This window comes from Paraflavitalea sp. CAU 1676 (assembly GCF_029223285.1).
GTDB lineage: Bacteria > Bacteroidota > Bacteroidia > Chitinophagales > Chitinophagaceae > Paraflavitalea.
In genome coordinates, this window is the sequence record NZ_JARHUJ010000002.1 from 748,195 (window position 1) to 763,236 (window position 15,042).

The following is a 15,042-nucleotide window of genomic DNA, read 5'->3' on the forward strand; positions in this document are numbered from 1 at the left end:
AAGGTTAATTTTGCGTGCTAATCCCTTCTAAATCATAGAAAAGAAAATTATTTCTGTAATTATTTTTGGTAGATATGATTCAAATACTACTTTTGCCGCGGAGAGATGGCAGAGCGGTCGAATGCGGCGGTCTTGAAAACCGTTGACTGTCACAGGTCCGGGGGTTCGAATCCCTCTCTCTCCGCTGATAACAATTAGGTTAAATAAGCTTAAAGCAATAAAGCCTGCAAAATCAATGATTTGCAGGCTTTTTGCTTTTTAACCCTTCCTGCATTTTACTCCATTTTATGACAAGACTCCAGCGCGTCATTCGTGTACGTTGACCTCTCTTTACAAAGACGCGCTAAACTTGACGCAGACGGCTGTTTATTAACACTTTGTAAGAACTGAACTCGATTTTACCAGCACCATTCTGGTGTAATTTCAAAACACAAAAACGTGAAATCATGGAAAAGAGTTTCGGTTTGATCTTCTTTATCAAGAAGCCCAAGACGGCCACCGTCAGCCAGTATTTTGTTTACATGCGGATCACCACCAACGCCTCCTACTGCGACGTAAGTACTAAAATGAAATGGGACCCGACCAAATGGAATGCCCAGGCGGGTAGGGCGGAGGGCCGAACGGAAGCCGCTAAAACCCTCAATTCGTACCTGGACGTGCTCCAACGGAAAGTGTACGATATACGCAAACGACTGGCTGACCGGGACGATCCGGTCACGGCAGAAAACATCAAAGCACTGTTACAGGGCGATGAGATCAAAAGGAAGAAGTATATGCTGCTGGAAATCTTTCAGCAACACAATGACCAGATGACGGCACTGGTTGGTCAGGAGTTCTCCCGAAAAACGCTGGAACGGTATCAAACTGCCTTCCGGCATATCCGGGCTTTCCTACAATGGAAATACAAGATTGATGATATAGATATTACCGAGCTCAACTACGAGTTTGTGACGGAATACGAGTTCTGGTTAAAGAGCGTGCGTAAGTGCAGTCACAACCCGGCTATTAAGTATATCGCCAATTTTCGGAAGATCGTCAACCGCTGTCTTCGGAACGGCTGGTTGCAGAAAGACCCGTTTGTTGGGTTTAAGATGACAAAGAAAGAGGTAGAAAGGACCGCACTCACCGAGTTTGAACTGGAAGCTATCTCAGCCCTGACCTTCAAGGCTGAACGGCTAAGGCTTGTACGGGATATCTTCCTGTTTAGCTGTTATACCGGTCTTGCTTATGTCGATGTGGCCAAGAGTAAGCGGTCGGAGGTCTTTATAGGTGTTGACGGCGAGCAATGGTTATTGAGCAAGCGGCAGAAAACGGATATCTCCGCCCGTATCCCCCTGCTGCCACCTGCACTGAAGATACTGGAGCAATACAACGGCCATCCCCAATGTCAGCACCAGGATCGATTATTGCCGGTACTCAGTAACCAGAAGACAAACGCCTACCTGAAAGAGATCGCCGACCAGGCCGGCATCACTAAGAACCTGACCTTCCATATAGCCCGGCATACATTCGCCACCACCGTTACCCTTAGCAATGGGGTACCCATCGAAACAGTTTCAAAGATGCTCGGCCACCGGAACCTGCGGACGACTCAGCAGTATGCGAAGATTTTGGATAGGAAGGTGAGTGAGGATATGATGAAGTTGAAGGGAAAATTCAAGTAGAAAATAAGATTGCCTAATACTAGCAAACATCCAAAGGCATACCCGAAACAGGTCGGATACAGCAGTCTTATTTGACTTCGCTCAATATTATTGCTTCTATATACCGTTATCAGGGTATTTACCGTTAGTCAATTAATCGCCAGATTTGCTGACTAAATGTTTGTCCAATGAAGCTTCTAATATTTTGCTCGCTTTTCCCTTTTATCACCATTGCCCAAAACAAGGATTCAGTCGTCACATATACAGGCGTAGTTAACATTGATTCAGTTAAAAAAGAAGAGTTGTATACCAGGGCCAGACAATGGTTTAACAAAAGCTTCAAAGACTAAAGGTCAATAATTAGGGTGTCAGATAAAGAAACTGGTGAAATATTAGCAAAAGCTATTGTGCAATCAAATCACTGGTATCAGGCATTAGGAAAAGAGTCAAAAATCCCAATCAGTTACAATTTTGACATCTCTATTTACCTGAAGGATGGGAAGTACAAATACGAATTCACAAATTTCATGGAGAGTGGCGATCTCGCTTCATATTCCGGACCATTATTGGCCACCAATGAATATCCCACAAAGGGATATCGAAGCAAAGATATTATGGATAAAATTTGGATCAGCCAACGCGAAGAACTAAATACCACAATGTCGCAAATTGTTGCCGGGTTAAAAGAGTTCATGACGAAGTCGACCCTTGATTTTTGACGCTTTGCAACCGGCCGAACGCAAACGGCATGTCGCCCTTTCGCTAACCTTTAAAGCTGAACGTTTGCGGCCACCACAAGACACGACAGTCATATGATGAACTTTTGATCCATTTTAATACATTTTACGATCATTGGAGAGCTATTCAATTTTGCCATTTGCTACTTCAGTTACCATAACCAACCTAAACAATGTGCAATATGAAGCACCTAATAAAACCTCTCGTTGCTTGCTTACTGCTTGCATTAGCATTTTCATCATTTGCACAGAGGGACGTTACTGTTCTGAACGGCTACAAGTACATCTACCTTCCGCCGCTAACTTATCAAGACGGCACAAGTGATCGATGGGGGATCAGGAATTCTGTAAAAGAAAAATTAATGGCCTCAGGCCTTGCCGTCTTAGACGCAGTTACCCTTACTCCACAGGGTACTCCTGCTAACTGTCTTACAGCCGTTTGCACCATCGATCATACAAATAACGCATACCAAGCGGCATCCGATTACTTATACTTGAAAATACTTAACTGTCAAGGTCAGACAATATATACTTCGCAAGGAGCAACGGGAGCGTTAGTGTTAACCTTTCAGCAAGGTTGGAGAAAAGCAACCAAAGAATCTCTAAGAGATTTCAGCTCATATAAGTACAAATTTGACGAAAAGTCAACTTTTGAATCGAAGCTCTTTGGGAGCTTACCTCCAGTTGAAAAACTAAATGAAAATGAAGAGACGCTTAAGAAGTATTTTTCCGAAACAACAATTGACCCACTAGAAGGGATATACAAATCTTACCAAGCCCAAGGAATGACATACTACAAGGTGGCGATCAAAAAATTTGGAACGACCTACAAGATGATTATTATAGATGCCGAATACAGAGCATGGCAGCCAGGTGAAGTAAAAGCTTATTTTGAGCAAAGCTCAATGACTGGATTATTCTCAGTAAAATGGTACATGGGAGACAAAAGACCATACGAAACCTTTGGATCCTTTGACGATGACGCTATTTTGACTATAGAATTAAAAGACAACCAAACTGGTCAAAAAAGGCAAGACAAATTTGTTAAAATGTTTCCATTAAGTTCAAACGGCGGAAATGTTAATGCTGGAACTAAAATTAAGGCATCAGGAAGTGGCTTTTTCATCTCGACTGACGGATTGGTAGCGACAAATGCTCATGTAGTCGAACGAAGTCAAAATATAACTGTTTCAATTTCACATGAAACCGGAAATTCTAAATACAAAGCAAAGATTTTGCTTATTGACAATAAAAATGATGTCGCCATTCTGAAGATTGAGGATGAGAATTTTACTAGTCTTGCCAATTTACCGTTTGGAATAATCGAAGACGCAGAGATCGGAGAAAAGGTGTTTACTATTGGCTATCCTTTAAATGATATAATGGGTTCCAACTACAAAGTAAATGATGGCATAGTTAGCTCCAAATCCGGCATCGCTGATGATATCAGGTATTATCAAATTTCTGTACCGCTTCAGCCCGGAAATAGTGGAGGCCCCCTTTTTAATAAACAAGGCAACATCATTGGCATCACATCTGCGCGGCTAAATAGCAAGGCAGTTGGAACTGAAGTCGAAAATGTCAATTACGCAATAAAATCAGCATACTTGCTTAATTTATACAACATGTTGCCAAGCCGGTCAAAAATCAACAGCTCCTCCCAAGTTGCTGGCAGGGAACTGAAGGATCAAATTAAAGTCTTAAAAGACTTTGTCTGTTTAATTGTTGTGAACTGATATTTGTGACTTCTTGAAACTTTGGTCTCTGGGGGAAACCTGCATTATCAAAGACTAATCCCAATTTTTTAAGAGTTGTGAGTTGAGTTTACTTTTTCATCAGTAATAGTACCCTGAAAACGTTCATGGATCTTTCGAAACATCATCAGATTTACTGTATATTCATGACCTGAATAAAGGTGCAAAAAATGACTGTTAACTTCATGGAAAGTAGCAAGTGTTAATTGGGCCGGGTCAACCAAAGATCGGCGCCTAGTGTCCTGAACGGTTACGAAATTCAAAACAATACTATTGTTATCGTCCCTAAAGTCCATAACACCTTTATATGTCGGGTGCACTTTTGTAGATGCCCAGATATAAAAGGGCCTATAACGACCCATTTCTGCGGCCTCTTCAATCGCGAGAAAATTCCCCTTTCCATTCAAGAATGGTTTAGCCCAGGAATAATCATTGTCAAAGAAGTCCTTTTGGTAGTTACCTTTGGCTTCTTCATATTCCCTCATAACGTCGTTAACAAGTTCCTCGCTGATAGCAGGAAACTTCAATATTTCATGGCGCTTAATGTAGCTCTCGACTGAGCGCTTATTTTCTTTATATGTCACATCCCGAAATCTTTCGGCGAGCTCATTCGAGTTCTGTTTCATTAAAAAGACTGCTACTACACAATGCTCGTAGAAGATCCGCCAGAGGCGAAGGGCCGCATCCGGATATCCATGAACTAGCTCTAAACCTATTTGATCAGCCATTCTACAGAGATTACCGTAAAAGGTTAAATTTAAGGAGTCTTTAAATTCTAATTTCGATGGTTCTATCCTTGACTTCTGCAGTTTGTCGATAAATCGCGAGTATACAAGGTTTGAAGTATGTATGTAAGAAAAAAAATGGTGAAAAAGCTCCTCGTGCAATTCGACAATTTTCTTTGAGTTTCTTTCAACGATTCCATATTGTTGACGAAATTCTTCAATTGTGTATTTATTGACAAAGAACTCGGCGCACTTATCTTCCAAGATGTCAAAAAATTGATCGCCACCTTCTCGCATGAGTTTGTCCATTTCCTCATGTGAAACTTTAGATTCTGTTCGAACTTTCTCAAGAACTTTATCTAGCAGGGGAATAATATCGTCTGAAATTAAACCTTGAAATTCCATGTTCATTATTTTAAACTCAACATTTATCAAAATAAGATCATTAACTAACCTTCTTTTTAACAAAACCCCACATAATCCATAGTTGCCCGAAAATGCATAAAGGCTCTTTTTTTGCTCTGTCCCAAGGAGATTTTTTACATGATTCGTCAGTGATATCAGGCTGGCCGGCAGCTTTACTACTGCAGTAGGGATAAATGGTGCAATGGCTTTCCCGTAAGGCTATGATAACAGCTTCTATCCCAAGGAGGTAAATCATATGGTCATGAACTGGGCTGTTTTTGGGCGGAATGACATATGTGTTACCATTTTTGTCCGTAATAATTGGAGTTCCCAGCGCTCTTACAAATCTATTAACTCGCCTTGCCAATATCTTGGGTTCTGTGCCATAATCCAATAATTCGACAAAAGAAAATTTACTTCTTTTAACTTTAATCGAATTGCCAATTATAGATTGGGCCCATTCTTTAAGCTTGACTAGCTTGTCGTGGATAAATATTGCTTCGAATCCTTTCCTAGTCGTGATGGCATTGGCAAAATAGAAATTGTCGAACTTGAATTTGTGGCCTTTCCACGAAATTGAATATGTTGCTTTGAACTTATTAATTGACAGCTCGTCGAATGAAAAATTATTATTGATACAGAATAAATGAAACTCAAAATAATACCTGGCTGGGTCATGAGACTCAAGAGCAGCCTCCATAATGAGGATTAGATTTCTGTCGGAGAAATTTCCTGAAATAAATATTGACCGTGTTAACTTCTCAATAACCTTATAGGGAAAGATTACAGTCTCGTCCGCTAAATAATTTCTTCTAACTAAAAGATCAGTCATATTCTCTAGAAAGTGCACGGCTCCCAAATAGAACGCGTCTTCCTCAAAATTGTCTGTGTAGAGGATTCTAATAGACACTAATTCATGATTAAGTTTGGGATTCAATGTAAATGCTTCTAAATCCATCCCAACAACTACAAAATCCCTGTCATCATTTCCTAATTCCGATGTCCCCCACAGCAATCGAAACAATTCGGTCTCAACTTGAACATGGGGCAGCTTCGACGTGAATGGAACACTAAAAGATGGTTGAGGTGAGTGGATGATTTCATGATTAATTTGAGAATATTCGCTAAGAAGGCTGGCAATATTCCGCAATCCAAAGGATGTCAGGAAGTCCTGGAGGTAATGAATATATTCATGAAAAAAGATACTCGAAAACTCCTCCTTAATCTGGTTCTTTTCATTTAAAATCTGCTCATCATTGATCAATATAGAAAACATCGTTGGTTTGTATGTGCCATAAATGTCTGCTTTCAATAAATGCATACCATTGAAGGAATTAGTGAAATAATTATGAACAATACTAGGAAGGCATCTCCAACAATCCCTCATCAACACCATAATGGAACAACGATAATGTGTGTAAAGCTAAAAACAGAGAAAAAGAAATTGGAATTGGAAGCCATTCCCCTGTCTCGATTAGTGTTGAATATTAAGCTATTCATAGCAAACTGACATCAATTCCCGCTTAGTTCAGCCTTTAAACCTCCCTAAAACATGCGAGTATTAACCCTTGCATCACCTATCTAGGTAATAGGGGGGCTCAAAGATTCGTCGGCAATCATTCTTGAGCTTGGCGATAAATGTATCTAATTTCTCCTCTGTAATCACATGAATTTTAGGAATTACGCCCATAATATTCTCCTTTATATGAATCTGTGCCTCGTTTATTTCTCGACAAATGACTTCTTCATTTCTGTCAAGTTTAGCTTCAATAAGTTTTCCCTTAATTGCGATTATCGGCACAAAAATATTATGGTCTGAACCAGCACCAAATCTTGCTGCTCCGTCACTAGATTTTAAAAAATTGAGAACTCCTTGAATTGCAGCAAATGCATTGTTCTTTACTTTTTCAACCTTATGTTCGTTTTTACCATTTTCTTGATTCCCTTGCTGAGGCTTAGGCTTGCCTTCACTTGTCACCATCCCGTACCCGAGATTTCTTTCACATTCAAAAAACTCCTCAAAAAAAGGCTGCGTGACTAAGTGATCTAGCCACATCTTACCATTCTGGTTATGTACGTAGCATTGCGGAAAACCTTTTGTTATGGAGGAGAATATTATCCAAGGGGTAGCAGCATATTTGCATTCAAGTATAAAAAAGATGTTGAAGTTAACCCCACCTTTGTTGAAATTGGACATTGCAAGCAAATCGATTTCCCTAACATTGTCGGTGTAAGGGTCCGCAAAATATATCGACTGATGAATACCAAATCCGGCAGCTTGGAACTTATGAGCAACCTTCATTTCAAAAGGGTATCCATTCCTCTCTAAGTATTCAAGAGCTATATCTTTAGGGTTATTACTCATTGAGGGTTATTTTTGATTGCTTATGTTGTGCGGGAATAATATTGCTAAATTTGCACCATCTCCACTGGCGTTACTCCCAAGCCCTGCGCCAATTCAACAAGTGTAGTGTAAGTGATATTCACCTTTCCCTGCTCTATCTCGATTATTCGGTGGTGTTCCAAGTTACAGGCGGCGGCAACCTGCCGGTGAGATAGCCCTTTTTCCTGCCGTATTTTTTTAACATGTAAGCCTAACTGCTTCAACAATTCTATATCCTTTTCGCTCTTCATAGACGAAAGGTGCTGAAGATTCAAAAAAATAACGGTACCAAACTTGGTACCTGTTGAAAAGTTATCTATCTTCGATTTACATTTGCAGCCTTAAAACATTAAGCTGCTTCTGGATTCTCGCCTGGGAACGTCGGAACTTCAACAGGGATGAGATGAAAGAAGAAAGCTCACGTTACGGCGTGGGCTCTTCTTTGTCTGTCCCTAACCCTCCGACGGGTCCCAGGCAGCAAGGTCGAGACCTGCGCCTCTTCTTTTTAGGCAGTCTCCACTATTTCCATTCTCGTAGACGGCTCTGTTACAGGAATTCCTTTCGTCATCTGATTACCGCGCTGGTTAGCGGCAAATATCTTTTTGTCACCAATTTTCATTTGACTATGAAGAAGGAACGCCATTGCCCGAACGATCAGGAATTGATCGACCTTTTGTATAGACGCGATAAGGATGCCTTTCTACAGCTTTATGACAAGTATTCTGCAAGGCTGTATGGCTTCATTATAGATTTAGTGGCCCAAGAGGAATTAGCCGCCCAAGTTTTACTGGAGGCATTTGAAAGTGCCTATCACAAAATCGACAGCTACGATCGGACCCAGCAGAGTCTCTTTATCTGGCTGTTTCACCTTGCACATAGCATTTCCCTTCAACACCTGCGTAAGAACGACGCCTGGCCTTCCGATAACACACAAACCAATTACCAAGGAGCATTTCGCGCCATCCTCACCATGATACCTGTAGCATCAAAGAAGATCATTGAGTTGATCTACTACCATGGATTGACCAAGGGGCAAATCAGCCAAATCCTTGACATTCCGGTTGCGAATGTCGAAAGTCAATTTTATACGGGAATGAAGCTGATTGAGGCTATCCTGAACAGTAACTCTACCTGTGGACTGAAAGAGCCCGACATATAGGGCAACTTCAACAAAAGGCGAATACATGAGAGGATTCAAGGCATGCAATACTTGCTTAAAACAAAATAGTCATGAAAACAAAACATCGTCATACTAAAGAAAGTAACAGAATACTTCGGCTAAATCCGCAAGAAATCACCGACCCCAACCTCGTCGTTGTCGATTTCTTTATGAATTACCATCTGAAGAATGTTAAGGAAGCCATGTGGGAATGGTTGTCGGCTGGCCTGACAAGTTCAAATGAATATTTCAACACCGGCAGAGAACGTAGTAATCTGCTATTCTTATACGAAAACATTGAAAAACTGATCGAGGCCGCCTACCTGCAGAAACGTAGGGCAGACCGCCGTGCAAAGAAATTGAATAAAAAAGCACTGCTTTCTAACTGCACTAAATCGGCTACGAACCAGCCCTGAATGTGCAAATAGCCATTGGGGGATTTACTCAGCCATCTATGAAATAACAAATAACCTCATGTACAATCACGAAATTAACCTTCGGGCCGGATGCATATACCAATGCCGCATTGTTGACCAATATGATCCCTGGAAAGCAATTGGAGCTGTCTTCTCCAGATATGACGTTAATCAAATGAAAGTTGACTTTTACAAAATGTTTAAAGTAGCGGCATTGAATCTCCGGCGATACATTACGGAAAATGACGTCCTGGACTTGAGCTACACTTATGAGCACCTTAATGACCTCATTGAAGGATTTTTTTTTGCGGCAAAGGAAAAAGGTGTGATTACCGAAATAGCAATTGAGTCTCCGCTTTTTCCCCGCCAGTGGGTTGACAGGCGTCAGTCGGCTCAAGAGAGTGTTTTCTGCTTATGTTCTGCCTATGAACCCTACGAAATAAGGGAAGATCTGTGGGATATGTTTCAATGGGGGTTATCTGAAGAATCTGCCAGACAAACCAAAAAAGGAAGAAGGCGCATGATCGCCCTTTTTGAAAATATAACCGACCTCGTGAGTGCGGCGTATTATATGTACTACCACGAGAAAAAATCTGACGAAGTCAATGAGTAGGCAATCTACAATGCGAAGGTAATTAGAATCCGTTCCCTGGGTATCACTGAAGCCCATTCTTGGGAGGAGGGTGGGCTAGAAGGGGAGTGGTCAAAATGGCCATCCCCTTTTTCTTTCAGCATGGTGCGAGTTCCGCTCCAGTTTCTTCAAATCTTCTGGTTTTACTGAAATGCTTAAATAACGAATTGACTTAGAATCTTTTCTTTAGTTTAGCGCAGTATAACCCTATCATTCGGCATGCAGCAATTTGAACTACAGATAATTCCTACAGGTTTACTGAGCGCCTACCAATTTGAGCTTTCTGAGGATGAGTTGGCAACCGCATTTGAACTTCTACACGATGCCCGATTGTCTACAGAAGGTTTTAGCTTCTATTCCGCTGTTGCGGCTGTTTATTCGACAAAATAGAGGGAGAGCCAATAGAGCTTGATTCTTATATTAAGTATAAGCGGTTTCATATTGAGTTTCAACCCGATTTTACCCGTAAAATAGATGATTTATACCTAGCTTATCAGTTTGCATCGGCTAGCAGGCCTGACAAAACCTCGATCGCAGAGATGCATGCACAATTAGCCCAGCATATAATGCCTGCCCATTGTTTGGGAAAACTCAGAAACCAAAACATGTACGTGACTACCAAAGACGGTCGTATTGAATATGTCGCTGCCTCACCGTTTGAAATATCTGCAGAGATGGATAAATTCTATGCTGATTTGGAAAGGCTATTGGATGCAAAAATGTCCATATCCGAAGCCTTTTACTTTGCCAGCATGGTACACCTGGTATTTGTAAAGATCCACCCATGGAACGATGGTAATGGGCGAAGTGCCCGTTTGCTTGAAAAATGGTTCCTTGCGGAGAAGTTAGGCCCACAAGCCTGGTTTTTGCAGTCCGAAAAGTTCTACTACTTACACCACGACACTTACTACACCAATATTAGGGCGTTAGGATTGGAATACCCTTCCCTGGATTATACTAAATCGTTTCCCTTTGCTTTGATGTTACCGAACTCGGTATTGCATTCGGAATAGGATATTAGTATTTCCAGTTCCTTTGCCACACAGAATCCATCTTTCGCCAGTTGGCCTTACTTTCCTTTTGATATAAGTCTTTCCAGGCTTGCTGGTAGCGGAAAGATTTCAATTCCTCGCGCCTTGTCCATTCCCGCTGTCGACCAATGCCAAAGCCATTTGAGCAGAAAACCTAACACAAATAACCACAAGTAGCCATCTACTTTTTGGATACAAATCTATCGAGCATAAAGGAAACTATTTTTTCCTTCGAATAATCTATTTCTCTATCAAGGAATCTAGTAATGTCTTCTTTGGTCGGAGAACAAGGCTCGCTGTTTGAATTTTCCGAAGAGTCAACATAGTTTCGAATAAGGCCAGAGAAGATACTTTCGTACTCCTCCAACCACTCTTTTTCTGGCAGCGATGACAAGAGATTTTTTCTATATTCAGATAATTTCCACATGGTCGTCATCGTCTTATAGTAGTCTTCATCGTTTTTGTCTGCAACAACAGTTTTTAAATGAATGTCCCCCTCTATTTTTTCAAGTAATGTTTTTTCAGGAATTATCGGGAGGGCCAGAGAGAAACTCTCCTCCTGGTTAAACTCGCCGGTTTCAACTAATGTATTAAATCTCTCAAAATATTCACTAGCAAATCGCAATGATCCGACAACTCCCTCATTTCTATCTACAAAAACAAATGTAAAAAAATGAATACCTGTCTCAGTAAGTTTATGCAGTCCCATCGACAGATCAAAAAGGTCATTTTGTCGCTTGTTCGTAAGATCGCAACCCTGAACAGCAATGCCAACGCTTCTCAAATTATTCTCTTCGATTATCTCGGTGGGTAAAAAGAAGGTAAACGGCGATAATTCTTCATAGCCTTTTATGATCGCATGTAATTCTGCCAAGTTTTCCTTCAGTTCTGCCTCCCACCATTGCTTTACGGAACGCATTGTATCTATTATCTTTTCTGTGCTTCCTGTTTTGACATAGTTAACATAAAACTGTGCTGTATGAGAGAGCCGAGTATACCATTCTTTTTCCTGTCCAACAATCGACTCGAACGGGAAATAACCATAACTATTATCAGTTATATTATTGAAAGCTGACTGCATTTCTGGAAGTTTATACACAGCATCCTTAAGGTTGACAATGGGCAAATTTCTGTCTTGTTCCTGCCGGGGCGAAAAAATGCCTGTCATTTGGTTGAGAAAATTCCTGAAAGAATTAAAGAAGCCTTCTATCTTTCCTTCTTCCTTCGTAAACTTTTCCTTTTCAAAATATTTGGGGTTATAGGATGGATATTTCTTTAAAATTTGGTGAATAGAAAGATGCCTATTTGCACTATGCTCCCAGTCATTGATTACGGTTTTAAGCCTTGATGAATTCTTTGTTAGGATGCATTCAAATATCCTAACGCATAGCCTGACGACCTCAATAGAATTTTTTCTGAAATCAAAATATTGCCGCTGCCACTCATAGACTGAAGTCGATGTGTAATTCATCAGGACAGTCTTTGACCATATCTGATTGATATGTATGTCGAAGTCGTCAAAGAGGTTTTCTTTAGGTATCGCTTTTCTTCCATTTTGTATAACTACATTAAAGATTTCCTCGTATGGGAAAGGCAGAACTTTTACTTCTGTGCAGTAATGCGCATAGTCCGGAAAGAAGGAATGGACAATATTTATCCGATAGACGCTGTACTCATTAGCTTTGTCTGCGTTTTCATCCAGCAGGTAAGTAATATGAATGTCATTGCCTACTTCACTAATTGCAAGGGTGTTTGTTTTTCTTTTTATCCAACCAATGATTGTTTCACGGTGTGAACCGATCATCTTTTTGTATGCTATAGGTTGTGTAATACTGAAAAACTGAAAAAGATCCGCGGACTGGCCTATTTCTTTCGTTGGCAATACCCCCAATAGCTTTTGTTCGTTTAAATCAAGGATATCCGGAAATTCGAATCCTGCTTTTTTAAACCATTTGGATAAAAAAACAATTCCCTCTAAATTTTGTATATTTTTCTTTTCATTTAATGAGGCATGGAGATGCCGTATCAGGATTAAAACATCTGACTGGGAAAAGTTATAACTACTGAGCTCCTTAAGTTTTGTTACAAGAAAATGAATATTGTTGCCTAGGATGTCCCCAATTGATCCGGATAATTTTTCTAAAGTATTCAACTTTTTGAAAGGAACCGAATCATAAACAAATAACTGAATCCCACCTGTTGCAAAGACTTCGTCATAAATATCTTTGTTCTCCCTCCAATAACGGGCAGGTTCATAATGCATCAACCCGTCGATTGAGTACACCATTGCTGAAAAGTCTCTTTTAGCCAATATAACAGCAACCTCTCTGTAGTAGCGCTCTTTAGTTGTTTGACTCAGAAAGGTGGGAGCCTCTATGAAATAATCGTAAATGCTTTCATCGTCAATAAGCTCTAATAGAATTAGGAGCGATTCGTATACTTCAATATTTGTATGAAGTATATCAGTAAGGTGTTTTGACCTGACAGGATGCAATCCCTCAATATATTCCAATCCAAATTTTAGATAGTATTCTTTTTCCAGTTGCCTGTACACTTCGTTGCGATCTGTCTCAAAGCGGACTGAATTATTGATATAGTTGGTCAGTTTGCTTGTTCGAATCTTGATATTCATAACATCAGCCAATGATACCAATCGAAGGATTTCAGTTTTTGCAGGAGCACTTAGTTCTTTTTGTAACTGCGCCATTTGGTACCCAAGCCGATCACTGAGCATCTCACCACTGGTAAGTAGGTAAACATATTCTAGTAATAAACCTTTCTGTCCAATTTTTTCCCAAGCAGGCTGCCATAAACGTATATCCTTGTGAGTCTTATTATTCTTATGCAGCTCTTGGAAAATATTTTCAGCTTCAGTCATCGTCAATTTAATATTGACCGTATTCAAGCTTGCCTTTGATACATCAGCTCCGTAACGAACCCAATCTTCTTCTCGTGCTGTTATTAATACTTTTACCGGCTTATCTAAACAAAGTTTTGCCAATACTTCCCACCCGGCAACAGAGCGATTCAGCCCGTCAACAATAACCAAAGGTGTTTCCCCGATTTTCAATCTCGTCTCTACAAAATCGAATACAGCGGTTGCCTGTTCCCAATCGGGGCAGTAATTAATCTGGTATACTTTATGATCTTGTAAACTAAGCGTTTGCCCAACCTGCCAGGCAAGTGTTGACTTACCTTGGCCACTTGAACTTTTAATTACAGTAATATTGAAATCCTCCAGGCTTCTTTTGATTTCTGATTCCCATATTGGTCTTTTTACTGGCAAGCCAAGGGCTATATGCACGGGTCTTGCAGCTTTGCCTTCAAAATAATCTTCTGCCGATATAGAACTGCCGGAAGAATAAGAAACTTCAGTAATCCAGTTGTGTTGTAACGCAGGATTAGAAGGAAATTTGGCATATCCGTCTCTTACAGACTGGATTAACTGGTCAAGATCATTGACAGATACTAATTTTCTGCTTTTTGACCATTGAAAGACATTATAGAAAAGGGCCTTGATAAAATTTGAGTCGGTATCTTTGTTGATCGAATATCTCTTGTATAAAAGGGTTACAATTTCTCCATATAATTTGTTTTCGCTGGAGGCTTCTATGGTAACTTGTTTAAAAAAGGTCTTTACATTTTCGGAAGAAATCGAATACCCAGCTTCCTCAAACTTCTCCCTCCAAAATTGCACAGTGGTTTCAGACGCATGGGAAGCAGTAATTATATCCAGGTTGCCTTTAGCAAATTTTGTATTGTGTACTAGTCGGAATAGGGAGGTTGGTTCCTTACTATATACCTCCAAGAAATTCTGAAATACATTTAAGCCCCACAGTTTACCTGCATCAATCTGATTAACGGATGATTTCACTTGGACATATTCTTTGTAAACGTCCTCTAGAATATCTATATCTTCAATTCCTTCTAAATGAATATATCTATCACTGTCAGGCGTGAGTTTAAAAAGAAGGGTATGCACAGCATACAACAACTGAAATTCTATTCCTCTAAAATTGATCGAGCCACCTATTCTCTTAGTTCTTAAATCAGCAATGCTGCTTTCTTGTACAACTAACGGAGTGCCATTGCTTTTCTTCGTCTTAATCTTTTTATTCATCGATATCGAATTCAGGACGCCAATTTAGCATTTCCTTT

The 15,042-nt window shown here is 40.2% G+C and carries 12 protein-coding genes and 1 tRNA gene; 8 read left to right on the forward strand and 5 right to left on the reverse strand.

From position 1 onward, the window contains the following. Positions 1–99: 99 nt before the first annotated feature. From P2H89_RS07655 to P2H89_RS07670, 4 genes are all read left to right on the forward strand, one after another. A tRNA-Ser gene (locus tag P2H89_RS07655) sits at positions 100–184 on the forward strand. 262 nt (positions 185–446) lie between these two features. After that, entirely contained in the window at positions 447–1,664 is a 1,218-nt protein-coding gene (locus P2H89_RS07660) for a site-specific integrase (protein WP_275826022.1), read from the forward strand. A gap of 344 nt (positions 1,665–2,008) precedes the next feature. After that, entirely contained in the window at positions 2,009–2,362 is a 354-nt protein-coding gene (locus tag P2H89_RS07665; protein WP_345799363.1) for a hypothetical protein, read from the forward strand. Between the two features lie 200 nt (positions 2,363–2,562). Further along, entirely contained in the window at positions 2,563–4,116 is a 1,554-nt protein-coding gene (locus tag P2H89_RS07670; RefSeq protein ID WP_275826023.1) for a trypsin-like peptidase domain-containing protein, read from the forward strand. A gap of 68 nt (positions 4,117–4,184) precedes the next feature. Here P2H89_RS07670 and P2H89_RS07675 read toward each other — a convergent pair whose 3' ends face one another. The 4 genes from P2H89_RS07675 to P2H89_RS07690 all read right to left on the reverse strand — a co-directional run bounded on the left by P2H89_RS07675 (position 4,185) and on the right by P2H89_RS07690 (position 7,898). Next, positions 4,185–5,264 carry a DUF5677 domain-containing protein gene (locus P2H89_RS07675; protein ID WP_275826024.1) on the reverse strand — a complete coding sequence of 360 codons (1,080 nt, stop codon included), beginning with the start codon at positions 5,262–5,264 and terminating at the stop codon, positions 4,185–4,187. Positions 5,265–5,304: 40 nt separating this feature from the next. Further along, on the reverse strand, positions 5,305–6,585 hold the full coding sequence (locus P2H89_RS07680) for a hypothetical protein (RefSeq protein WP_275826025.1): 1,281 nt from the start codon (positions 6,583–6,585) through the stop codon (positions 5,305–5,307). 252 nt (positions 6,586–6,837) lie between these two features. Continuing rightward, complete coding sequence (locus tag P2H89_RS07685) at positions 6,838–7,629, reverse strand: hypothetical protein (RefSeq protein WP_275826026.1); 792 nt, start codon at positions 7,627–7,629, stop codon at positions 6,838–6,840. Positions 7,630–7,673: 44 nt separating this feature from the next. Next, on the reverse strand, positions 7,674–7,898 hold the full coding sequence (locus tag P2H89_RS07690) for a helix-turn-helix transcriptional regulator (protein ID WP_275826027.1): 225 nt from the start codon (positions 7,896–7,898) through the stop codon (positions 7,674–7,676). A gap of 152 nt (positions 7,899–8,050) precedes the next feature. On the opposite strand from P2H89_RS07690, the gene P2H89_RS07695 reads away from it, so the two are divergent. The 4 genes from P2H89_RS07695 to P2H89_RS07710 all read left to right on the forward strand — a co-directional run bounded on the left by P2H89_RS07695 (position 8,051) and on the right by P2H89_RS07710 (position 10,866). Further along, positions 8,051–8,806 carry a sigma factor-like helix-turn-helix DNA-binding protein gene (locus tag P2H89_RS07695; RefSeq protein ID WP_275826028.1) on the forward strand — a complete coding sequence of 252 codons (756 nt, stop codon included), beginning with the start codon at positions 8,051–8,053 and terminating at the stop codon, positions 8,804–8,806. Between the two features lie 71 nt (positions 8,807–8,877). Then, positions 8,878–9,222 (forward strand): hypothetical protein, encoded by a 345-nt coding sequence (locus P2H89_RS07700; protein ID WP_275826029.1) that lies wholly within the window; start codon positions 8,878–8,880, stop codon positions 9,220–9,222. A gap of 58 nt (positions 9,223–9,280) precedes the next feature. Then, on the forward strand, positions 9,281–9,835 hold the full coding sequence (locus tag P2H89_RS07705) for a hypothetical protein (protein ID WP_275826030.1): 555 nt from the start codon (positions 9,281–9,283) through the stop codon (positions 9,833–9,835). A 548-nt stretch (positions 9,836–10,383) separates the two neighbouring features. Beyond that, positions 10,384–10,866, forward strand: a complete 483-nt coding sequence (locus P2H89_RS07710) for a Fic family protein (RefSeq protein WP_275826340.1) — start codon at positions 10,384–10,386, stop codon at positions 10,864–10,866. A 199-nt stretch (positions 10,867–11,065) separates the two neighbouring features. Here P2H89_RS07710 and P2H89_RS07715 read toward each other — a convergent pair whose 3' ends face one another. After that, positions 11,066–15,004, reverse strand: coding sequence for a dsDNA nuclease domain-containing protein (locus P2H89_RS07715; protein WP_275826031.1), 3,939 nt, complete (start codon positions 15,002–15,004; stop codon positions 11,066–11,068). Positions 15,005–15,042 lie beyond the last annotated feature (38 nt).